Source organism: Streptomyces sp. NPDC026246 (assembly GCF_055567995.1).
In genome coordinates this window covers 166,764-186,714 of sequence record NZ_JBVHPJ010000008.1, presented here as the reverse complement: position 1 = coordinate 186,714, position 19,951 = coordinate 166,764, and the positions used below count along the sequence as shown (strand labels likewise).

Below are 19,951 nucleotides of genomic sequence, written 5' to 3'. Positions count from 1 at the left end.
CGCCGGTCGGGCCCCGTGCCCCGGCCACCCCGCCCCGCCTTCGGCAGGACCCCACCCGGTGCTCGCCGACCCCGACACGAACGGACTGCTCCTGATGGCCCTTCCCCGAGCGTTCTGGCTGCTGTGGTGCGGGCAGACCGTCAGCCGGCTCGGCACCCTCGCCCCCGCCTTCCTCGTCCTCTACCTGGAGCAGGACGGCCTCGTCGCCCCCGGGACGACCCCGCTGGTCGTCGGCCTCTTCGGCGCGGGGGTCGTGCTGTCCGGACTGGTGGGCGGCGCCGTCGCCGACCTGATCGGGCCACGCCGGACCATCGTGGCGGCCCAGCCCGTCACCGCCGCGATGGCCCTGCTGTTCGCCGTCGCCGACCACGTGGTCGCGCTGTGCGTCCTGTCCCTGATCACCGGCTTCCTGTCGTCCGTCGACCGGCCCGCCGGGGCCGGTCTGATCTCGGCGATCGTGCCGCAGGAGCAGTTCTCGAAGGCGTACAGCCTCTTCCTCGTCGGCTTCAACATCGGCATGTCGCTCAGCCCGGTCGTGTCCGGCTTCCTGCTGGCGGTCAGCCCCGGCGCGCTGTTCGTCGTCTGGGCCGCCTCCAGCCTGATCTACGCGGCCCTGGTGTTCGCCGTGCCCGCCGACGCGCCCCCCGCCGCCGACCGGCCCGCCGGTGCGGGTGCCGCCCTCAGATCCGCCGCGCGCGGCATCACCGAGCCCTTCCGCACCCCGGTGCTCCTGGGCTTCCTCCTGCTGACGTTCCTGCTGGCCTGCATCTACCTCCAGGTCAACTCCGCCCTGCCCCTGGGCATGCGGGACGACGGCCTGACCCCCGGCGACATCGGCTTCGTCCTGGCCGTCAACGCGGTGCTGTCCGTCATGCTGCTGCCGCTCGTACCCCGGCTCGTGGGACGGCTGCGCGCCCACGTGCCCCTGATGCTGGCCGGCGCCCTCATGGCCGTCGGCTTCGGCGCCAACGCGTTCGCCGGGGGCGTCGTCTCCTTCACGATCACCACGGTCGTCTGGACGCTCGGCGAGGTGCTGTGGGCACCGATGTCCGCGACGTTCATCGCCGACCGGGCGCCCGCCGGGCGCAGCGGCACCTACCAGGGGTCCTACTTCTTCGCCTGGAACGCCGCCTTCGTCGTCGGCAGCCCCGCCGGACTGGCCCTCGCCCGGGTCCACGGCTACGCGTCGCTGTGGATCACCGTCCTCGGCCTCGGCATCGTCGTGACGCTCGGCTTCGCCCTGCTGCCGCGCCTGGCCGGGTTCGCCACCGAGCCGCGCACCGACGCCGAACCCGAGACCACCGCGGGGACCACCGCACCCGAATCCATCGCCCTCGAAACCCCCGCTCCCGAACCCACCACCCCCGAACCCACCGAAGCGCTGACCCGAGAGAACAGGTGACCCCCGTGTCCGCACCGCACACCCCCCGCACCGCCCTGCTGATCGGCGCCGCCGGCGGCATCCTCGAGGAAGTCGCCCGCGAGCTGGCCGAACAGGGGCACACCCTGGTCCTGTTCGACCGCGACGCCGAGGCCCTGGACCGCCTCGCCGCGCAGCTCACCGCGATCACCAAGGTCGAGGCCGTCGTCGGGGACATCACCGACATCCCGGCGGCCGAACGGCAACTGACCGACATCGTCGACCGGTTCGCCCCGTCGATCCTCGTCAACGGCGTCGGTGGCGACACCCGCGTCATCGGTTACGCCGACCTCACCCCCGACCACTTCGACCAGTCGTTCCTGGAGAACGTGGTCAGCAGCTGGATCGCGGTCAAGGTCTGCGCCCCGCGCATGGCCGCCGACGGCTACGGCCGCATCGTCAACTTCGCCTCCGCCGGCGGCCGTACGTACAGCCACTTCAACAACGCCGCGTACGTCGCCGCCAAGGCCGCCGTCATCGGCATGACCAAGCAGATGGCCTACGAACTGGCCGCCACCGGCGTCGTCCTCAACGTCGTCGCCCACGGCCCCATCGCCACCGCCCGGGTCGCCGGCGCCTGGGAGCGGCGTGACCCCGCGCAGAAGGAGGCCGTGCTCGCCCGGCTGCCGATGGGCCGCATGGGCACCGTCTCCGAAGCGGTCGGCAGCGTCCTCCACCTGTGCTCCGAGAGCGCCGGCTACTCGACCGGCTCGGTCATCGACATCAACGGCGGCCTCTACATGTGAGGCGCCCCGCCCCCCGTCCCCGATCCGGGAACCGCCCGGACACCCCCAGGAGGCATCCATGGCGACCTTCGTCGTCGAGTTCGAGTACAACGTCGACCGCGAGGGCCGGGAGCACCTGCACTCCGCCCACACCGCGTACCTGCGCGACCTCACCGACCGCGGCGCGCTGCTGCTCGCCGGTCCGCTCAAGGACGTCAACGGCGGCCTGCTCGTCTACGAGGCCGACGACGCCGAGCACCTGCAGCAGATCCTGGACGCCGAGCCCTACGTCAAGGGCGGCATCGTCTGCCGCGTCCGCATCCGCCAGTGGGCCCCCGGCAAGGGCGCCCTGCTCGCCGCGCCGCAGCCCTCGGCCGCCTGACCCCACCGCGACCCGCCCGGCCGCCCTCCCGTTCCCCAGCCCCGGAAGGAAGCAACTGACGTGCTCGTGACGCCAGTTCAGCCAGACACCGCCCTTCGCCGCGAAGCGCTGCACGCCGGCATCGTCGATCCGGACATGGACTCGATGCGCCTGCTCAGCGAGACGGCGATGAAGTTCCCCGACGCCCTGTCGTTCTCCTCGGGCGCCCCCCACGACGGCACCCACGACCTGACCAAGCTCTCCTACTACGTCGACCGGTACCTGACCCACCTGCGCGACCAGGGCGTCCCCGAACAGCGCATCACCCGGCTGCACTTCCAGTACGGCCCGGTCAACGGCTTCATCCAGGACGAGGTCGTGCGGATGCTCGCCAAGGACGAGGGCATCGAGGTGCCGCCCGAGGCCGTGATGATCACACACGGCTTCCAGGAGGCGGCCCTCATCGCCCTGCGCGGCCTGTTCCGCTCGCCCGACGACGTCCTGCTGTGCGTGTCCCCGGCGTACGTCGGGATCCGGGGCGCCGCACGCATGCTGGACATCCCGGTCAAGGGCATCACCGAGGGCCCCAGCGGTCTGGAGCCCGAGGCCGTGGCCGCCGCGGTCCGCGCCGTCCGCGCCGAGGGCCGCCGCCCCACCGCCCTGTACCTGGTCCCCGACTTCTCCAACCCCTCGGGCACCGTCGTCCCGCTCGAAGCGCGCCGGCGACTGCTGGAACTGGCCGCCGAGGAGGGCTTCACCATCCTCGAGGACAACCCCTACGGCCTGTTCGCGAGCGACGAGGAGCGGCTGCCGACGCTGAAGGCGCTCGACACCCGCGGCGACGTCGTCCACCTCGGCTCGTTCGCCAAGTCCGCGTTCCCCGGAGCCCGCCTCGGCTTCCTGGTCGGGGACCGCACGGTCGTCGGCGAGGACGGCGTGCGGCGCACCCTCGCCCAGGAACTGTCCAAGGCCAAGGCCATGTTCACCGTCGGCTCCTCCTCGCTCTCCCAGGCCGCGATCGGCGGCATCCTGGTCGACGCCGGCCACGACCTGCGCTCCGCCACCCGCGAACTGGCCGCCGTCTACAAGGAGCGGCTCGCCGCCACCCTCGACGCCCTCGCCGAGCACTTCCCGCCGGAGCGCTACGCCGAGCACCAGGTGCGCTGGAACCGGCCGCGCGGCGGCTTCTTCCTGGTCGTCGAGGTGCCCTTCGAGGCCGACCTGGCCGCCATGGAACGGTCCGCCCGCGACCACGGCGTCAGCTGGGCGCCGATGAGCATGTTCCACCTCGACGGCGGCGGCGAGCGCGCCCTGCGCCTCGGCTTCAGCAACCTCACGCCCGGCGCGATCCGCGAGGGCGTCGCCCGCCTGGCCGGGTTCATCACGGCCGAGTCCGGCTCCGCCGGCACGGCTCCCACATCCCCGATCGTGCCGGAGGCCCACTCATGACCAGCACATCCACCACCGGACCGGGCGGGCGCCGCGTCGCCGTCGTCGTCGACGGCTACTCCGCCGGCAACTTCTACCCCGTCGCCTTCGCCGCGTACGACACGGACGTCGTCCACGTGCAGAGCACGCCGGAACTGATCCCGGCGATGGCACCGCCCGACCTCACCGCGTACCGCGAGAACATCGTGTCCTCGGACGAGACCGCCCTCGTCGAGGCGCTGCGCGCGCTGGACCCGGTGTGCGTGATCGCCGGCCAGGAGTCGTCCGTGCCCCTCGCCGACCGGCTGAGCGAGGCGATCGGTGTCCCGTCCAACGGCTCGGCGCTGTCCCCGGCCCGCCGTGACAAGTACGAGATGACCGAGACGCTGCGGCGGGCCGGCGTGCGCTGCGCCCGGCAGATCAAGACCGCCGACCCGGACGCCGCCGTGGCCTGGGCCGAGGAGCACGGCAGCTACCCGGTGGTCGTCAAGCCGCTGAGCTCGGCCGCCTCCGACGGCGTGGTCGTCTGCGACGGCCCCGACGCGGTGCGCGCCGCCGCCCGCGCCGTCCTCGACGCCCCCAACATGTTCGGCCTGGCCAACACCGAGATCCTGGTGCAGTCCTACCTCAAGGGCACCGAGTACATCGTCGACACCGTCAGCTGCGGCGGCGAGCGCTACGCCTGCGGCGTCTGGGAGTACGAGAAGACGCTGCTGCCGTCCGGCAAGAACATCTACAACCGCGATCTGCTCGCCGACCCGGACACCACCCCGCTGGTCGCCGACCTGATCGGATACGTCGACCAGGTGCTCGCCGCCCTCGGCATCGCCTGGGGACCGGCCCACGCCGAGGTCATCGTCACCGACGAGGGTCCCGTCCTGGTCGAGATCGGCACCCGCCTCAACGGCAACATCAACGCGCCCTTCCACGACGTGTGCCTGGGCCACAACCAGGCGGCGCTCACCGCGCAGGCGTACACCCGGCCCGACGAGTTCCGCGCCCGCCACGGCGGCCGGACCTACGCCCGGCTGCAGCCGGCCGTCGTGTACAACACCCCGACCGCGCTCGACGGCGTGGTGGAGGCCGTCGACGAGACGGCCGTGGCGGAGATCCGCTCCCTGGAGAGCGTGTTCTTCACGGCGGTCAAGTTCCCGCCCGGCTCCCGCATTCGGCCCACCGTCGACCTGCTGACCAGCTCGATGCGCGTGTACCTCACGGCACCGGACGAGGCCGCGCTCACGGCCGACTACGAGAAGGTCCGCTCCCTCAAGGACGCGGTCTACACGCTCGCCTGACCGGACGTCGTCCGGCTCCCCGATCTCCTCTTCCCTCATCACGACCCTTCCCGGAGGCTCACTGTGCACAGCCGTATCGGTCTCTTCCTGTCCCCCGTCCACGAGACCGGCCAGGACCCGCACCTGGCGATCCGCCGGAACATCGACCTCGTCGAGTACGTCGACGACCTCAACTTCGACGAGGCGTGGTTCGGTGAGCACCACACCCTGGGGTGGGGCCTGGTCGGCGCCCCCGAGACGCTGATAGCCGCGGCCTCGCAGCGCACCCGCCAGATCAAGCTGGCCCACGGTGTCGTGCCGCTCTCCGGCCACCACCCCTTCCACGTGGCCAGCCGGGCCGTCCACCTCGACCACCTCACCCGCGGCCGGTACATCCTGGGCGTCGGGCCGGGCGTGCCCTTCGACGCCAAGATGTTCGGCCTGGAGCAGCCGGTGCAGCGCCGCCGCCTGGAGGAGGCCCTGCCGACCGTCCTGGAACTGGTCAACGGCGAGGAGCGCATCACCCAGCAGACCGACTGGTTCGACCTGCGCGACGCCAAGCTCCAGCTGCCGCGCTTCAGCCCGCAGGGCATCGAGGTCGCCGTCGCCACGTCCGGCACGTCGCAGTCCAGCCCCCGGCTGATCGGGCAGTACGGGCTGAGCATGACCTCGTTCGCCCTGCCCTTCGCCCTGCTGACGCCGGGCGCTCCCGCGCACATCAACCTGGCCCACCAGTGGAAGTACGCCGAGGAGGCGGCGGCCGAGCACGGGCAGACGCTGGACCGCGACAAGTGGCGCATCGCCCTGCCGGTGCACGTCGCCGAGACCCGCGAGGAGGCCTACGCGGACGTGCGCGACGGCTACGACCGCTGGCTGTTCGAGTACTTCGGCAAGGCCGCCGGCCGTGAGGTGCTCAGCCCCGACGTGCCCCGGGAGCGGGCGCTGGAGGCCCGGGTCGAGGCGGGCGGCGCGCTCGTCGGCTCCGTCGACGACGTGGTCGCCGGCATCGAGCGGCTGCACGAGATCACCGGCGGTTTCGGCACGCTGCTCGTCTACGTCGCCGACTGGACGTCGTGGGAGAAGACCAACCGCAGCATGGAACTGCTGGCCCGCTACGTCGCCCCGCGCATCACGGGCTCGGCGGCCCGGCCGCAGGAGGCGGTCGACTTCGCGATCGCCGGCCGCCGCAAGTAGCCCGCGGAACCACCGCCGACCGGGCCCCCGCCACACCACCGCGTTACCGCACCACCGCACCACCGCACCACCGCTCCGCCGCACGGGGCCCGGTCGACGGGCGGGGGCGCCGACGGCCGCCCCGGCCCACCCCGTGCCACGCCACGCCTGCACGCACGCCATCGGAGAGAACTCATGCTGGAGCAACGCTCGTTCCGCGACATACTCGGCCGGTTCACCACAGGAGTGGTCCTGGTCACCGCAGACACCGCCGAGGGCCCGAAGGGCATGGCGGTCAACTCCTTCACCTCCGTCTCCCTGACGCCTCCGCTGGTCGCCCTGTGCGCCGCGGACACCTCGTCGACCTGGCCGGCCATCCGCGAGCACGGCACGTTCGCCGTGACGATCCTCGGGGACGGTCACGCGGACCTGTGCCGGCTGTTCAGCACCAAGGGCGCGGACCGGTTCGCCGCCGGCCGCTGGACGTCGACCTGGGCCGGACACCCCATTCCGGCCGACGGCCTGGGCTGGCTCGACTGCCGCATCAGCACGCTGCACCGGGCGGGCGACCACGAGCTGGTGATCGCCGAGGCCCTGGAAGGCGACCTCACGGAGCAGGCCGGACCCGGACCCCTGGTCTTCCACGCCGGCCGCTTCACGGCGCTGGCAGCGGCCTGACGCGCGGCCGGGGTGGTCACCCCGGCCCGGCGTCACCCCAGGCGCTGCCGTCGCCGGCATCGGCGGCCGGCACCGGCCCGAGGCCACCGGCGTCCTCGGCCCACCCGCCCGCCCCCGACCGACCCCTGGGCCTGCTCGACCCGGCGCGGCCCACCCGGCTCGGCCTGCTCGGCCTGGTACGGCCCACCCGCCCTGCTCAGTTGCTCGGGTCCGCTCAGCTCGGCCCGCCCGCCCCGCTCGGTCCGGGATCCGCTCGGTCTGGCTCGGCTGCTCGCTCCGCTCCGCTCGGCTCGGCCCGCCCGTCCTGCTCGGCTCCTCGGTCCGGTCGACCTGCTCGGTCGGCTCAGCACACCCGCCCTGCTCGGCCCGGCTCGGCCCACCCGCCCTGCTCGGCCCGCGGGACCAGCCGGGCTCGTCGTGAGCCGGTCCCGGCCGGAACACGGCGGGTCCCTGCCGGACACGGCCAGCCGCGGCCGGTCCCTGCCGGACGGACACGGCCGGTCTCTGCCGGACACGGTCGCGCGCCGATCGGCTACGCCGGACCCGGACGGACACGGCCCGGCACCCGCACCCCGGCCCGACCCGGCCGCCCCGGCAGGACCGGCCCGGCCAAGCCCCCGGCCAGGTCCGGTACGCGCCCGTGCCGACGCCCACGAGAAAGGCAACCCGCGTGTCCCTCACCGACCCCACACCCACCCTGCCCCTGCCGCCGGATACCAGGGGTGAGGCCGAGCTCCGCTTCGTCCGGACCGCACCACGCCATCTCGTCGACCGCACCACCGTCGCCGAGGTGCTGATCACGGACTGGCGCCGGCTCGGCCCGGACACCTTCCGCCTGGGCGCGCAGTGGCCGCGCGGCCACCACTTCTACGCGCCCGTCGCCGGTGTCTGGTACGACCCGCTGCTCGCGGTGGAGTCGCTGCGCCAGGCGTCCGTCCTGGTCGGCCAGACGTACTACGGGGTCCCGGCGGACCACCACTTCGCCATCGCCGACCTGGAGATCGAGATCGTCCCGGCCGCCATGCTGCTGGGCCCCCGGCCCGCGGAGGTGCGCATGGAGGCCGGCGCCTCGGAGGTCCGGCGCCGCGACGGCACCCTCACCGCCCTCACCCTGGAGGCCGACCTGCTGCGCGGCGGCGACTTCGCCGGGGCGGGACGCCTCACCCTGCGCGTCGACGCCCCGCGCGAGCCCGCCGCAGCGGAGGGCGGCGGGTATCCGCCCCTGCCGCCCCCCGTCCCCCCGGCGATCGTGGGCCGCCTCGACGAACGCGACGTCGTGCTCGGCGTCCCCGGCTCCGCGGCCGCCCGCCGCAGCTTGTCCTGGGACCTGCGCATCGACCCCGGCCACCCGGTGCTCTTCGACCACCCCGCGCACGACGTACCCGGCATGGTCCTGCTGGAGGCCACCCGCCAGGCCGTCCAGGCGGCCTGCGCCCCCTACCGCGTCCTGCCCACGGAACTGCGCAGTGCCTTCCACGCACCCCTGTCACTCAGCGTCCCGTGCCACGTCACCGCGACGAGACTCCCGCCCCAGGACGCCACGGAGGACGCCGTACTCCGCGTCACGGCCCACCAGTCCGGCCACCTGGCCTTCGACAGCCTGGTCGTGGCGACCCTGTGCGACTGAGCCCGTGGCCGGCGGCCGACCGCCCGGAACACACAAAAGGTGAGGCACCCAGGAACGGATCCTGAGTGCCTCACCTGATGTTTCAACTGTCGGGGTGGCGGGATTTGAACCCACGACCTCTTCGTCCCGAACGAAGCGCGCTGCCAAGCTGCGCTACACCCCGATGTCGCTGCTGTCGCGGCGACGTCGTTTACTTTAGCCCACCGGTGGCTAGAGACGAAATCCGGTTTTGCCGCGGTGGCGCATGGGGTTCGGGCGGGCGTGGTCCAGCCCCACCAGCAGGACTGCCAGCGCGTAGAAGGACAGGCCCAGGAGCAGGGCGTTGCCGAAGACCTTCTTGTAGCCGTCCTGGGCGACGTCCAGGAAGGGGTAGAGGTACTGGTCGGTGCTGCCCGGCAGGAGCAGTTCTCCCCGGACCAGGCAGAAGGCCAGGTAGGCCAGGGGGTACAGCAGCCACGTGCTGGCCTGGCGCAGGTGCAGGCGGCCCGGGGCCGTGAGCAGGAGCCAGTCCAGTATTGCCAGGACGGGGGTCACCGTGTGCAGCACGGCCTGGGAGACCGCCCGCCGGCCGGTCGGCTCGGCCGCCGCCTCGCCGGTGAGGGCGAAGGGGCTCGCGTCGTTCGCCAGGAGCAGGTGGTGCACCGCCGCCGCGATCACCACGTAGAGGAGCGTCGCCCCCAGGAGGCCGCCCGGCAGCGGGCGGCTCGCTGTCCAGGCACGCCGGGCCGACAGGATCATGACCAGTGCCAGCAGGATGTTGCTCTGGACGGCGAAGAGCCCGAGAGCACGGGACGCGTCGCCGAGGAGCAGCTCCAGCGTCACGGCCCCGGCCGCCGCGGCGGCGACCAGGAGGCGGAACGCCGCGGCCGCGGGGCGGCGGACCGGGGTGACGACAGCCGTGGCGGGCACGGGCGTCGGCTTCAGCGCGGGCTTGCCCGGAATCGCGGGGAGGTCCGGTATGTCCCTGGGTATCGGGGCTGTCATGCCCTCACGCTGACAGAACCGGACAAAGGGGGCTATGTGGGCGGCGCTGAGTGGGTGACCGAGCATGGCCCAGGGGGGCCATGCTCCGCCCGGCCGGCTACCGCCTGCCCTGGTCCCGTCCGACCAGCGTCAGCAGCGTCGCCTCCGGCGGGCACGCGAACCGTACGGGGGTGTAGCGGTTCGTCCCGCAGCCGGCCGAGACGTGCAGGTACGACGTGTGCCCGTCGGCCGTGTGCGTGGACAGGCCCTTCACCCGGTCCGTGTCCAGGTCGCAGTTGGTGACCAGGGCGCCGTAGAAGGGGATGCACAGCTGTCCGCCGTGGGTGTGGCCGGCGAGGATCAGCGGGTACGCGTCGGCCGTGAAGGCGTCCAGGCTGCGCAGGTAGGGGGCGTGCACCACGCCCATCGAGAAGTCGGCCGAGTCGGACGGGCCGCCGGCCACGCGCGCGTAGCGGTCCCGCTTGATGTGCGGGTCGTCCAGACCCGTCAGCTCCACCGTCGCGCCCTCGAGCTTGAGCTCGCCGCGCGTGTTCGTGAGGTTGAGCCAGCCCGCCGCGTCGAAACCGTCCCGCAGGTCCTCCCACGGGTTGTGCACCACACCCACGGCGGGTGCGTTGCCGTTCAGGCCGTGGCGGCCCTGGGCCTTCTCCATCAGATAGCGGGCCGGGTTGCGCAGCTTGGGGCCGTAGTAGTCGTTGGAGCCGAAGACGTACGCGCCGGGGAACTCCATCAGCGGGCCGAGCGCGTCCAGGACCTCGGGGACACCCTCGGGGTCGGACAGGTTGTCGCCCGTGTTGATCACGAAGTCCGGGCGCAGACCGGCCAGGGAGCGCAGCCAGCGCTGCTTCTTGCGCTGTCCGCCGACCATGTGGATGTCGGAGACCTGGAGCACACGCAGGGGGCGCATCCCCGGGGGCAGGACCGGGACGGTGACCCGGCGGAGGCGGAAGGAGCGGGCCTCGAAGCCCGCGGCGTACAACAGACCGGCGGCGCCAGCCGCCGCGATTCCCAGGGGGACTCCGTATCGCGCGCGCATGCGCCCATCGTGTCAGACCGTGAGGGCGGGCCGGGTACGGCGGTGGGTGAAATGGCCTGCCGGTACGGGCCTTTGCCGTGCCGGCGCGGGCCGGGGCCGCGGTACGGCCGCTAAATCGAGGGCGCCCTTCGTCGCACACCTGCGACAATCGCCGCATGACCACGCTCAAGTCGAAGCTGCAGGAAGACCTCAACGCCGCGATCAAGGAGCGCGACGAGCTCCGCTCCTCGACGCTCCGGCTGACGCTCGCCGCGATCACCAAGGAGGAGGTCGCGGGCAAGGAGAAGCGCGAGCTCTCCGACGACGAGGTCCAGAAGGTGATCACCCGTGAGGCGAAGAAGCGGCGCGAGGCCGCCGAGGCCTTCGCGCAGGGCGGTCGTCCCGAGCAGGCCGAGCGGGAGAAGGCGGAGGGCGAGGTCCTCGCCGGTTACCTGCCCCAGCAGCTGTCCGACGACGAGCTCCAGCGGATCGTGGCGCAGGCCGTCGAGGAGGCCAAGGCGGCCGGTGCGGAGGGGCCGCGGGCCATGGGCGCCGTCATGAAGATCGTGAACCCGAAGGTGGCCGGTCAGGCCGAGGGCGGCCGCGTCGCCGCCGTGGTGAAGAAGCTCCTGGCCGGCTGAACCGACGCCGAGGCCGGCGCCTGCGCTGCGGCCGACGCCGACGCCTGTGCTGAGGCCGTACGCGACGCGGCCCCCTGTCCACCACCGGGTGGAGAGGGGGCCGCGCTCATGTCACCGCCCGGCGGACGCCGCCCGCGTCAGCGGAAACCGCCTCCGTTGCCGTTGCCCCCGCCGTTGCCTTGGCCGCGGAAGAGGCCCTCCGGGATGGAGAACGAAGGCGTCGGGAAGGGGTTGTCGCCGCCGCCGCCTCCGCCGTTGTTGTTGCCCCCGAACAGACCGCCGATGAGGCCGTCGTTCCCGCCGTTGCCGTCACCGTTTCCACCGTCGTCACGGCCACCGCCGTCGTCCCCGCGGTCCCGGTCCCGGTCGCGGTCGATGCCGCCGGGGATGTGGACGTCGTTGAAGTTCTCGACGGGCTTGCCCGCCAGCGCGCCGGACATCATGTCGCGCCAGATCGGACCGGGCACCTCGCCGCCGAAGACCTTGCCGTAGGACCGGCCGCCGATGGTGATGCCGGTCATCTTGCGCTCGTGCGCCGGGTCGCCGACCCACACCGCGCCGGCCATGTTCGGCGTGTAGCCCACGAACCAGGCCGCGTACCGCTCGTCCGTCGTACCGGTCTTGCCCGCGCTGGGACGGCCGCCGAGGCCCGCCTTCGAGCCGGTGCCGTCCTCGACCACGCCCTTGAGCAGCGCGTTGATCGTGTCGGCGGTCTTCTCGGACATCGCACGGGAGCAGGTCGACTTCGGCACCGGGAGCGACTTCGTCTTGTCGCCGACCCGCCGGCTGACCGCCTCGATGGCGATCGGCGTGCAGTGCATGCCGCGCGAGGCGAAGGTCGCGTACCCGTTCGCCATGGTCAGCGGGGACATCTCCTGGGTGCCGAGGGCGATGGACGGCACCTGCGGCATCTCGTCGCCGTCGGCGCGCTGGACGCCCATCTTCTTCGCCATCGTCGTCACCGGGCAGATGCCGATGTCGCTGATCATCTGCACGTAGTAGGTGTTGACCGACTTGGCGGTCGCCTCGCGCATGTCGTACGGGCCGACCTCCGACTCGTTCTCGTTCTCCAGCCTGGCCGGGTTGCCCGGGTCGTTCATCCACTGCTTGCCGTCGCAGGCCGAGACGGGGCTCGGGTACGGCATCCGGTACGGCGAGGAGTACACCTTGTTCGCCGGCATCCCGTCCTCGAGCGCCGCCGCCGCCACGATCGGCTTGAACGTCGAACCGGGCTGGTAGCCCATGCCGCCGCCCATGGCGTCGTCGACGGACAGGTTGAGGGTCGTCTCGCCGTCCTTGATGTTCACGCCGTACGGACGCGACTGGCCCATGGCGAGGATCTTGCCGGTGCCCGGCTGGACCACCGTGGCGGCCGTGGCCACCTCGTCGCTCTGGTAGACGTGGTCCCGGATGGAGTCCTGCGCCGCGTCCTGGGCCTGCGGGTCCAGGGTGGTGCGGATGACGAGGCCGCCCTGGTTCCAGACCTTCGCGCGCTGCTTCCTCGTCTTGCCGAAGACCGGGTCGGTCAGGAAGACCTCGCGCACGTAGTCGCAGAAGAAGCCGGCGCCCTTCACGGCCGTGATGCAGCCGTTCTTGGGCTTGCTGACCTTCAGCCCTAGCGGTGCCTCCATGGCCTTGGCGGCCTGGGCGCGGGAGATGTCGCCCACCTCGGCCATGCGCTGCAGCACGATGTTGCGCCGCTTGGTGGCCTCCGCCTCGTCGTTGACCGGGTCGTACCGGCTGGGCGACTGGACGATGCCGGCCAGCAGGGCCGACTCCTTCAGTTTCAGGTCCTTGGCGGGCTTGGAGAAGTAGCGCCGGGACGCGGCCTCGATGCCGTAGGCCTGCTGGCCGAAGAACGTGATGTTCAGGTAGTTCTCGAGGATCTTCTTCTTGCCCAGCTCCTCCTCGACCTGGATCGCGTACTTGAGCTCGCGGATCTTGCGGCCGATGGTCTGCTGGGTGGCCTCGGCGACCTTGGTGGGGTCGTTCCCGGCCTCCTCGATGAAGACGTTCTTCACGTACTGCTGCGTCAGGGTGGAGGCGCCCTCGGAGACGCCGCCTGCCTGCGCGTTCTTGTTGAGGGCGCGCAGGACGCCCTTGAGGTCGACGGCGCCGTGCTGGTAGAAGCGCGAGTCCTCGATCGCGACGATCGCCTTCTGCATGGACGGCGAGACGTCCTTGAGGGGGACCACCGTGCGGTCGCGCGAGTAGACCGTGGCGATCGGGCCGCCCTCGGCGTCGAGGATGGTGGTGCGCTGGCTCAGCGGCGGGGTCTTCATGTTGGCCGGGAGCTCGTCGAAGCTCTCGACGGATCCTTTCGCCGCCAGCCCCAGTGCGCCGACCGCGGGCAGCGCGAGACCGGCGAGCACCGCCCCCGCCAGGACACTGACACCGAGGAACTTGGCGGCCTGCTGCGTGGGAGACAGACCACCGCCCGAGCGCTTGTTTGGCATGAGGGCAGCCTACGTTCTCATTCGCCGGACAGGCGTATATGCCTTGGCCTAAGCTGCTCTCAACTGTCACAGCAGCGAGGTCACGTATCAATACGTCCGGCGACCCCGAATCGTTCCGGATGTTCCCGACTTTCTGGTGGGGGCGTGTCCGAATCCGCCTTGTGTGTCATACGGCGTCCGTTGTGACGCAACTGAACTGTCCCGCTTTGACGGGAAAGTTGCATATGTCGCCAGCTCACTCCCCCGGGTGATCTGCCGCTTACCCATAGTCCGTTCGGGCCATTCAAGATTGGGCCCGAAGGGGGTGTTGCGCTGTGCCCACCTTCCGTAACGTCCTCAACTGGCGGCGGTGAATATGCCGCTGCCGCCGTGGGGGAGCCTCGATTCGGGAGAGGACGGCGCCGGTATGGGCTGGGTAACCGACTGGAGTGCGCAGGCGGCCTGCCGCACTACCGATCCGGATGAACTGTTCGTTCAGGGAGCAGCGCAGAACAGGGCCAAGGCGGTGTGCACCGGATGCCCGGTGCGCACGGAGTGCCTGGCCGACGCGCTCGACAACCGCGTCGAGTTCGGCGTGTGGGGAGGCATGACGGAGCGGGAGCGCCGCGCACTGCTGCGCAGGCGACCCACCGTGACCTCCTGGCGCCGGCTGCTGGAGACGGCGCGTACGGAGTACGAGCGGGGGTGCGGTGTCCTCCCCCTCGACGACGACGAGGTCTACGAGAACTACGCGGCGGTGAGCTGAGCGGCTCCCGCCGGGAGCCGCCGGAGGTCGAGGGCCCTTCACGGGGCCCGCACCACCGGTCGCGGACGGCTCCCGCCATCCGGTCACGGTGTGGCGCCACCCGGCGGCACGGGGCCCGGTGCCCTTCACGCCACCGGCCTCACGCGGTCACTTCCGGCCGCACGCAGTCGCTTCGGGCCTCACGCGGTCACTTCCGGCCTGACACGGTCGCTTCCGGCCGTACGCAGTCGCTTCGGGCTGCCGCGTGGCCGGTCCCGGCAGTCGTCCCGGGCGCCGGCGATGCCGGTGGTGCCGGCGGTGACGGCCTCAGGCAGTCGCCTCGGGCGGGTCCTCCGACTCCGTTCCGGTCGTCGCGGCCGGGTCGGGCAGTTCCCGCTCGCCTGCCGCGAGCCGGTCGCCGATCTCACGCAGTCCCGTGAGGTCGTGCACGTCACCCGGCAGCGCCGCCACCTCCGTCACGGCCACCTCGGGGTGGAGCGCGGCGAAGCGGTCACGCGTGCGCTGCTCGCGGGAGAGCAGCTGCATCCGGTCCGCGTGCAGCCTCAGCAGGCCCGCGGTGAGCCGGTCGACGGCCTGCTCGTCCTGCGCGGCGTCCCCGACGGTCTCGCTGTCGTCGCCACCCTCGGTGTTCTCGGTGTCCTCGGCGGGGGAGCCGGACTCGGGAGCCGGGGCGACGTCACGTTCTGGGGTTCCGGGCGTGGGAGAGTCTGAACTGTCCTGTGCGTCGGGGGAGTTACGAACTAGTGCTTTCCCGCCCCCCTGATCCACAATGCGGGCCTCTTCAAGATTTTCCGCGGCGGCGAGCGCCCGCTCGGCCGACAGCCCGCCGGCGCCGCTGCCGTGGACCCGGTTGAGCACCAGACCGGCGAGCGGCATGTCCTCCGCGGCCAGCCGCTCCACGAAGTAGGCGGCCTCGCGCAACGCGTCCCGCTCCGGGGCCGCCACCACGAGGAACGCCGTCCCGGGCGCCTGCAGCAGCTTGTACGTCGCGTCCGCGCGGGTGCGGAAACCGCCGAACGTCGTGTCCATCGCCGAGACGAACGTCTGGACGTCCTTCAGGAGCTGACCGCCGAGCAGCTTGCCCAGGGTGCCCGTCATCATGGACATCCCGACGTTCAGGAACTTCATGCCGGCCCGGCCGCCCAGCTTCGCCGGGGCCGTCAGCAGCCGGATCAGCCGCCCGTCCAGGAACGACCCGAGCCGCTTGGGCGCGTCCAGGAAGTCCAGCGCCGAGCGCGAGGGCGGGGTGTCGACGACGATCAGGTCCCACTCGTCCCGGGCGCGCAACTGCCCGAGCTTCTCCATCGCCATGTACTCCTGCGTGCCCGCGAAGCCCGCCGAGAGCGACTGGTAGAAGGGGTTGTTCAGGATCGCGGCCGCCCGCTCGCGGTCCGCGTGCGCCTCGACGATCTCGTCGAAGGTGCGCTTCATGTCCAGCATCATCGCGTGCAGCTCGCCGCCCGCCGAGTCGTCGATGCCCTTGACCCGGCGCGGGGTGTTGTCCAGCGAGTCGATGCCCATGGACTGGGCCAGTCGGCGGGCCGGGTCGATGGTCAGGACGACGACCTTGCGGCCCCGCTCCGCCGCGCGCAGTCCCAGCGCCGCCGCGGTCGTGGTCTTGCCGACCCCGCCCGAGCCGCAGCAGACCACGATCCGGGTCTGCGGGTCCTGAAGCAGCGGATCGACGTCCAGCGGGCGGGCGGGGGCGAGGCGGTGACGGGCCTGGTCGTGCGTGTGGGCCGGGTCCGGACGACTCATTACATCCCCTGCTTCCCGCTCGTGACCGACCTCGACCGCGCGCCCCTCGACCATGCGCCCCCGCTCATGACACGCCCTGCTCGCGCAGCTCGCGCGCCAGGGCGTACAGCCCCGCCAGGTCCATGCCCTCGGCGAACAGCGGCAGTTCGTGCAGCGGCAGGCCCAGCTCGGTGAGGACCGCGCGCTGCTCCTGCTCCAGCGTGTACCGCTCGGCGTACTCCCCGGCCTGGGCGAGCAGCGGGTCCACCAGCCGCTCCGCGTGCCCCCCGCGCCGCGCCCCGCCCAGCCCCGCCGACGACAGCGACCGCGCGACGGTGGAACGCGCCACGGCCCCCACGAGTTCCAGGTCGGCCGCGTCCAGCACCTCCGGGCGGACCATGTTGACGATGACCCGGCCCACCGGCAGCCGGGCCGAACGCAGCTCGGCGATGCCGTCCGCGGTCTCCTGGACGGGCATCTCCTCCAGCAACGTCACCAGGTGCACCGCCGTCTCCGGCGACTTCAGCACTCGCATCACCGCCTGCGCCTGATTGTGTATCGGGCCGATCTTGGCGAGTCCGGCGACCTCGTCGTTGACGTTCAGGAAGCGGGTGATGCGGCCGGTCGGCGGCGCGTCCATGACCACGTAGTCGTACGTGAAGCGGCCGCTGCGCTCCTTGCGGCGCACGGCCTCGCACGCCTTGCCGGTCAGCAGGACGTCCCGCAGGCCGGGCGCGATCGTGGTGGCGAAGTCGATCGCGCCGAGCTTCTTCAGGGCCCGTCCCGCGCTGCCCAGCTTGTAGAACATCTGGAGGTAGTCCAGCAACGCCTGTTCGGGGTCGATGGCGAGGGCGTACACCTCCCCGCCCCCGGGAGCGACGGCGATCTTCCGCTCCTGATAAGGCAGCGCTTCCGTTTCGAAGAGCTGCGCGATGCCCTGGCGGCCCTCGACCTCGACGAGAAGCGTCCGCTTCCCCTCCGTGGCGAGGGCCAGCGCTAGGGCAGCGGCCACCGTGGTCTTGCCGGTACCGCCCTTGCCGCTGACGACCTGGAGCCTGCTCACGTATTCGAGCCTAACCAGTCCGCGCCCGCGCTACGCGGCAGGCTGTGGACAACGGGTGGCGGGGTCGCCCCGGGACCGCGGCCCTGGCCCGTCCGGACACGGGCTAAAGTCGGCCGCATGACCAAGTGGGAATACGCAACCGTGCCGCTGCTCGTCCACGCCACGAAGCAGATCCTGGACACCTGGGGCGAGGACGGCTGGGAGCTCGTCCAGGTCGTGCCCGGGCCGAACAACCCCGAGCAGCTCGTGGCCTACCTGAAGCGGGAGAAGCAGTAGTGGGCGCCGTCGAGGCGAAGCTCGCCGAGCTGGGCCTGGCCCTGCCCGACGTGGTCCCGCCGCTCGCCGCGTACCAGCCCGCCGTGCAGTCCGGCCCGTACGTCTACACCGCGGGCCAGCTGCCCATGGTGGACGGCAAGCTCCCGGTCACCGGCAAGGTCGGCGCCGAGGTCACCGCGGAGGAGGCCAAGGAGCTGGCACGCACGTGTGCGCTGAACGCCCTGGCCGCCGTCAAGTCCGTCGCCGGTGACCTGGACCGCATCGCGCGCGTGGTGAAGGTCGTCGGGTTCGTGGCCTCCGCGTCCGACTTCACGGGCCAGCCCGCGGTGCTCAACGGCGCGAGCGAGCTGCTCGGCGAGGTCCTCGGCGACAAGGGCGTGCACGCGCGCAGCGCCGTCGGCGTGGCCGTGCTGCCCCTGGACGCCCCGGTCGAGGTCGAGATCCAGGTGGAGCTCGCGTAGCACCCCGCACCCCTGCGAGCTGCACGATCCGTACCCGGGGGCCACTCGAACATCCGGCCGTCACGGGATAGCCTCGCGCCCATGGCGAACGGTCAGTGGTACCCCGCGGAGTGGCCGGACCGCATCCGCGCCCTCGCGGCGGGGACCCTCACTCCGGTGACCCCGAAACGCGCGGCCACCGTCATGCTCCTGAAGGACACGGGCAGCGGCCCCGCCGTCCACATGCTGCGCCGACGCGCCTCCATGGCTTTCGCCGGGGGCGCGTACGCGTACCCGGGCGGCGGTGTGGACCCGCGCGACGACGACCACCAGGTCCGCTGGGCGGGTCCCACGCGCGCGTGGTGGGCCCGGCGGCTCGGCGTCGGCGAGGCGGAGGCCCAGGCGATCGTCTGCGCGGCCGTCCGGGAGACGTACGAGGAGGCGGGCGTGCTGCTCGCCGGCCCGGCGCCCGACTCGGTCGTCGGCGACACCACCGGCGCCGGCTGGGAGGCCGACCGGGCCGCCCTGGTCGCCCGGGAGCTGTCGTTCGCGGAGTTCCTCGACCGCCGCGGCCTCGTCCTGCGCTCCGATCTGCTCGGCGCGTGGACGCGCTGGATCACCCCCGAGTTCGAGTCCCGGCGCTACGACACCTGGTTCTTCGTCGCCGCGCTCCCCGAGGGGCAGCGCACGCGCAACGCCTCCACGGAGGCCGACCGCACGGTGTGGATCACCCCGGGCGACGCGGCGGCCCGTTACGACGAGGGCGAGTTGCTGATGATGCCGCCGACGATTGCGACCCTGCGCCAGCTGACGGCGTACGGCACGGCCGCCGAGGCCCTCGCGGCCGCACCGGAGCGCGACCTGACGCCGGTGCTGGCCACCGCGCGCCTGGTGGACGGGGAGATCGTGCTCTCCTGGCCGGGACACGACGAGTTCACCAAGCACGTCCCGACGTCCCCGACGGGTGGAGCCAGCGCATGACGGACGCCGCAGCCCTGCCCGGTCAGCCCCGCGGCGGGGTCCTCTCCGGGCCCGCCACCGCGCGGGCCGTCAACGTCCTGGCGCCCAACGCGTCGGCGATGACCCTGGACGGCACCAACACCTGGATCCTGTCGGAGCCCGACTCGGACCTCGCCGTCGTGGTCGACCCGGGACCGCTGGACGACGGGCACCTGCGCCGGGTCGTCGCCACGGCCGGGCAGGCGGGCAAGCGCGTCGCCCTCACGCTGCTGACGCACGGCCACCCGGACCACGCGGAGGGCGCGGCCCGCTTCGCCGAACTGACCGGCACCCGCGTGCGTGCCCTCGACCCGGCCCTGCGGCTCGGCGACGAGGGACTGACCGCCGGGGACGTGATCACCACCGGCGGTCTCGAGCTGCGGGTCGTGCCGACCCCCGGACACACCGCCGACTCCCTGTCCTTCCACATCCCCGCCGACGGGGCGGTCCTGACCGGCGACACCGTCCTCGGCCGCGGCACGACCGTCGTGGCCCACCCCGACGGCCGCCTCGGCGACTACCTGGACTCCCTGCGCCGCCTGAGGTCCCTCACCGTCGACGACGGCGTCCACACGGTGCTGCCGGGCCACGGCCCGGTCCTGGAGGACGCCCAGGGTGCCGTCGAGTACTACCTCGCCCACCGCGCCAAGCGCCTCGCCCAGGTGGAGACGGCCGTGGAGGACGGCCACCGCACCCCGTCCGAGGTGGTCGCCCACGTCTACGCGGACGTGGACCGCTCCCTGTGGCCGGCGGCGGAACTGTCCGTCCGCGCCCAGCTGGACTACCTGGAGGAACACGGCCTCATCCAGCGCCTCGGCTAGGGGGCCGGGCAGCCTTCACGCGCAGGACGCCTGCACCACCCCGGGACACGGCGTCGGGCCCCGTCCCTGCAGGACGGGGCCCGATGAC

General features: G+C 72.4%; 19 protein-coding genes and 1 tRNA gene. 14 read left to right on the top strand and 6 right to left on the bottom strand.

The genetic code is table 11. The features are described from left to right. Positions 1-94 precede the first annotated feature (94 nt). The 8 genes from ACZ4M5_RS21425 to ACZ4M5_RS21390 all read left to right on the top strand — a co-directional run bounded on the left by ACZ4M5_RS21425 (position 95) and on the right by ACZ4M5_RS21390 (position 8,686). Entirely contained in the window at positions 95-1,402 is a 1,308-nt protein-coding gene (locus ACZ4M5_RS21425) for an MFS transporter (RefSeq protein ID WP_467739056.1), read from the top strand. A 5-nt stretch (positions 1,403-1,407) separates the two neighbouring features. Further along, positions 1,408-2,166, top strand: a complete 759-nt coding sequence (locus tag ACZ4M5_RS21420; protein ID WP_467739054.1) for an SDR family NAD(P)-dependent oxidoreductase — start codon at positions 1,408-1,410, stop codon at positions 2,164-2,166. A gap of 58 nt (positions 2,167-2,224) precedes the next feature. After that, complete coding sequence (locus ACZ4M5_RS21415) at positions 2,225-2,527, top strand: YciI family protein (RefSeq protein ID WP_467739052.1); 303 nt, start codon at positions 2,225-2,227, stop codon at positions 2,525-2,527. 60 nt (positions 2,528-2,587) lie between these two features. After that, a complete protein-coding gene (locus tag ACZ4M5_RS21410) occupies positions 2,588-3,955 on the top strand; it encodes an aminotransferase-like domain-containing protein (RefSeq protein WP_467739050.1) in 1,368 nt (455 codons plus the stop codon). Then, positions 3,952-5,229 (top strand): ATP-grasp domain-containing protein, encoded by a 1,278-nt coding sequence (locus ACZ4M5_RS21405; RefSeq protein WP_467739048.1) that lies wholly within the window; start codon positions 3,952-3,954, stop codon positions 5,227-5,229. The genes ACZ4M5_RS21410 and ACZ4M5_RS21405 overlap by 4 nt, the downstream gene beginning before the upstream one ends. A gap of 63 nt (positions 5,230-5,292) precedes the next feature. Further along, a complete protein-coding gene (locus ACZ4M5_RS21400; RefSeq protein ID WP_467739046.1) occupies positions 5,293-6,402 on the top strand; it encodes an LLM class flavin-dependent oxidoreductase in 1,110 nt (369 codons plus the stop codon). A 174-nt stretch (positions 6,403-6,576) separates the two neighbouring features. Then, a complete protein-coding gene (locus ACZ4M5_RS21395; RefSeq protein WP_467739044.1) occupies positions 6,577-7,059 on the top strand; it encodes a flavin reductase family protein in 483 nt (160 codons plus the stop codon). 670 nt (positions 7,060-7,729) lie between these two features. Next, positions 7,730-8,686, top strand: coding sequence for a ScbA/BarX family gamma-butyrolactone biosynthesis protein (locus tag ACZ4M5_RS21390; protein ID WP_467739042.1), 957 nt, complete (start codon positions 7,730-7,732; stop codon positions 8,684-8,686). Positions 8,687-8,775: 89 nt separating this feature from the next. On the opposite strand, the gene ACZ4M5_RS21385 is transcribed toward ACZ4M5_RS21390, so the two are convergent. The 3 genes from ACZ4M5_RS21385 to ACZ4M5_RS21375 all read right to left on the bottom strand — a co-directional run bounded on the left by ACZ4M5_RS21385 (position 8,776) and on the right by ACZ4M5_RS21375 (position 10,706). Further along, positions 8,776-8,849 (bottom strand) — tRNA-Pro (locus ACZ4M5_RS21385). 47 nt (positions 8,850-8,896) lie between these two features. After that, positions 8,897-9,670 (bottom strand): Pr6Pr family membrane protein, encoded by a 774-nt coding sequence (locus ACZ4M5_RS21380; protein WP_467739040.1) that lies wholly within the window; start codon positions 9,668-9,670, stop codon positions 8,897-8,899. A gap of 97 nt (positions 9,671-9,767) precedes the next feature. Continuing rightward, the gene (locus tag ACZ4M5_RS21375) at positions 9,768-10,706 is read right to left on the bottom strand and encodes a metallophosphoesterase (protein ID WP_467739038.1); all 939 of its coding nucleotides are present in this window, start codon (positions 10,704-10,706) and stop codon (positions 9,768-9,770) included. 155 nt (positions 10,707-10,861) lie between these two features. Between ACZ4M5_RS21375 and ACZ4M5_RS21370 the strand changes: the two genes are divergently transcribed. Further along, the gene (locus tag ACZ4M5_RS21370) at positions 10,862-11,326 is read left to right on the top strand and encodes a GatB/YqeY domain-containing protein (RefSeq protein ID WP_467739036.1); all 465 of its coding nucleotides are present in this window, start codon (positions 10,862-10,864) and stop codon (positions 11,324-11,326) included. Positions 11,327-11,463: 137 nt separating this feature from the next. Here the strand turns inward: ACZ4M5_RS21370 and ACZ4M5_RS21365 are convergent, their stop codons facing one another. Beyond that, positions 11,464-13,782: a transglycosylase domain-containing protein gene (locus tag ACZ4M5_RS21365; protein ID WP_467739034.1), complete on the bottom strand. Its 2,319-nt coding sequence runs from the start codon at positions 13,780-13,782 to the stop codon at positions 11,464-11,466. Between the two features lie 406 nt (positions 13,783-14,188). On the opposite strand from ACZ4M5_RS21365, the gene wblA reads away from it, so the two are divergent. Beyond that, positions 14,189-14,527, top strand: coding sequence for a transcriptional regulator WblA (gene wblA / locus ACZ4M5_RS21360; protein WP_333932195.1), 339 nt, complete (start codon positions 14,189-14,191; stop codon positions 14,525-14,527). A 306-nt stretch (positions 14,528-14,833) separates the two neighbouring features. On the opposite strand, the gene bagB is transcribed toward wblA, so the two are convergent. Both bagB and bagA read right to left on the bottom strand, forming a co-directional pair. Next, the gene (gene bagB / locus ACZ4M5_RS21355) at positions 14,834-16,285 is read right to left on the bottom strand and encodes an ATPase BagB (protein ID WP_467739032.1); all 1,452 of its coding nucleotides are present in this window, start codon (positions 16,283-16,285) and stop codon (positions 14,834-14,836) included. Positions 16,286-16,349: 64 nt separating this feature from the next. Then, positions 16,350-17,327 (bottom strand): ATPase BagA, encoded by a 978-nt coding sequence (bagA, locus tag ACZ4M5_RS21350; RefSeq protein WP_467739030.1) that lies wholly within the window; start codon positions 17,325-17,327, stop codon positions 16,350-16,352. A 117-nt stretch (positions 17,328-17,444) separates the two neighbouring features. Here bagA and ACZ4M5_RS21345 point away from each other — a divergent pair, with 117 nt between their 5' ends. The 4 genes from ACZ4M5_RS21345 to ACZ4M5_RS21330 all read left to right on the top strand — a co-directional run bounded on the left by ACZ4M5_RS21345 (position 17,445) and on the right by ACZ4M5_RS21330 (position 19,863). Further along, complete coding sequence (locus tag ACZ4M5_RS21345; protein WP_003991873.1) at positions 17,445-17,603, top strand: DUF4177 domain-containing protein; 159 nt, start codon at positions 17,445-17,447, stop codon at positions 17,601-17,603. After that, a complete protein-coding gene (locus ACZ4M5_RS21340; RefSeq protein ID WP_467739028.1) occupies positions 17,603-18,064 on the top strand; it encodes a RidA family protein in 462 nt (153 codons plus the stop codon). Before ACZ4M5_RS21345 ends, ACZ4M5_RS21340 begins: the two co-directional genes overlap by 1 nt. An 81-nt stretch (positions 18,065-18,145) precedes the next feature. Further along, a complete protein-coding gene (locus ACZ4M5_RS21335; RefSeq protein ID WP_467739026.1) occupies positions 18,146-19,024 on the top strand; it encodes an NUDIX hydrolase in 879 nt (292 codons plus the stop codon). Then, positions 19,021-19,863, top strand: coding sequence for an MBL fold metallo-hydrolase (locus ACZ4M5_RS21330; protein WP_467739024.1), 843 nt, complete (start codon positions 19,021-19,023; stop codon positions 19,861-19,863). Before ACZ4M5_RS21335 ends, ACZ4M5_RS21330 begins: the two co-directional genes overlap by 4 nt. The last annotated feature ends 88 nt before the right edge of the window (positions 19,864-19,951 follow it).

What these genes read in the sequence shown, in the direction of transcription:
- ACZ4M5_RS21415 (WP_467739052.1), top strand. Translation starts at nt 2,225, where the DNA reads ATGGCGACCTTCGTCGTCGAGTTCGAGTACAACGTCGACCGCGAGGGC.
- ACZ4M5_RS21345 (WP_003991873.1), top strand. Translation starts at nt 17,445, where the DNA reads ATGACCAAGTGGGAATACGCAACCGTGCCGCTGCTCGTCCACGCCACG.
- ACZ4M5_RS21330 (WP_467739024.1), top strand. Translation starts at nt 19,021, where the DNA reads ATGACGGACGCCGCAGCCCTGCCCGGTCAGCCCCGCGGCGGGGTCCTC.
- ACZ4M5_RS21395 (WP_467739044.1), top strand. Translation starts at nt 6,577, where the DNA reads ATGCTGGAGCAACGCTCGTTCCGCGACATACTCGGCCGGTTCACCACA.
- ACZ4M5_RS21405 (WP_467739048.1), top strand. Translation starts at nt 3,952, where the DNA reads ATGACCAGCACATCCACCACCGGACCGGGCGGGCGCCGCGTCGCCGTC.
- ACZ4M5_RS21335 (WP_467739026.1), top strand. Translation starts at nt 18,146, where the DNA reads ATGGCGAACGGTCAGTGGTACCCCGCGGAGTGGCCGGACCGCATCCGC.
- ACZ4M5_RS21375 (WP_467739038.1), bottom strand. Translation starts at nt 10,706, where the DNA reads ATGCGCGCGCGATACGGAGTCCCCCTGGGAATCGCGGCGGCTGGCGCC.
- ACZ4M5_RS21425 (WP_467739056.1), top strand. Translation starts at nt 95, where the DNA reads ATGGCCCTTCCCCGAGCGTTCTGGCTGCTGTGGTGCGGGCAGACCGTC.
- wblA (WP_333932195.1), top strand. Translation starts at nt 14,189, where the DNA reads ATGGGCTGGGTAACCGACTGGAGTGCGCAGGCGGCCTGCCGCACTACC.
- ACZ4M5_RS21365 (WP_467739034.1), bottom strand. Translation starts at nt 13,782, where the DNA reads ATGCCAAACAAGCGCTCGGGCGGTGGTCTGTCTCCCACGCAGCAGGCC.
- ACZ4M5_RS21380 (WP_467739040.1), bottom strand. Translation starts at nt 9,670, where the DNA reads ATGACAGCCCCGATACCCAGGGACATACCGGACCTCCCCGCGATTCCG.
- ACZ4M5_RS21370 (WP_467739036.1), top strand. Translation starts at nt 10,862, where the DNA reads ATGACCACGCTCAAGTCGAAGCTGCAGGAAGACCTCAACGCCGCGATC.
- bagB (WP_467739032.1), bottom strand. Translation starts at nt 16,285, where the DNA reads ATGAGTCGTCCGGACCCGGCCCACACGCACGACCAGGCCCGTCACCGC.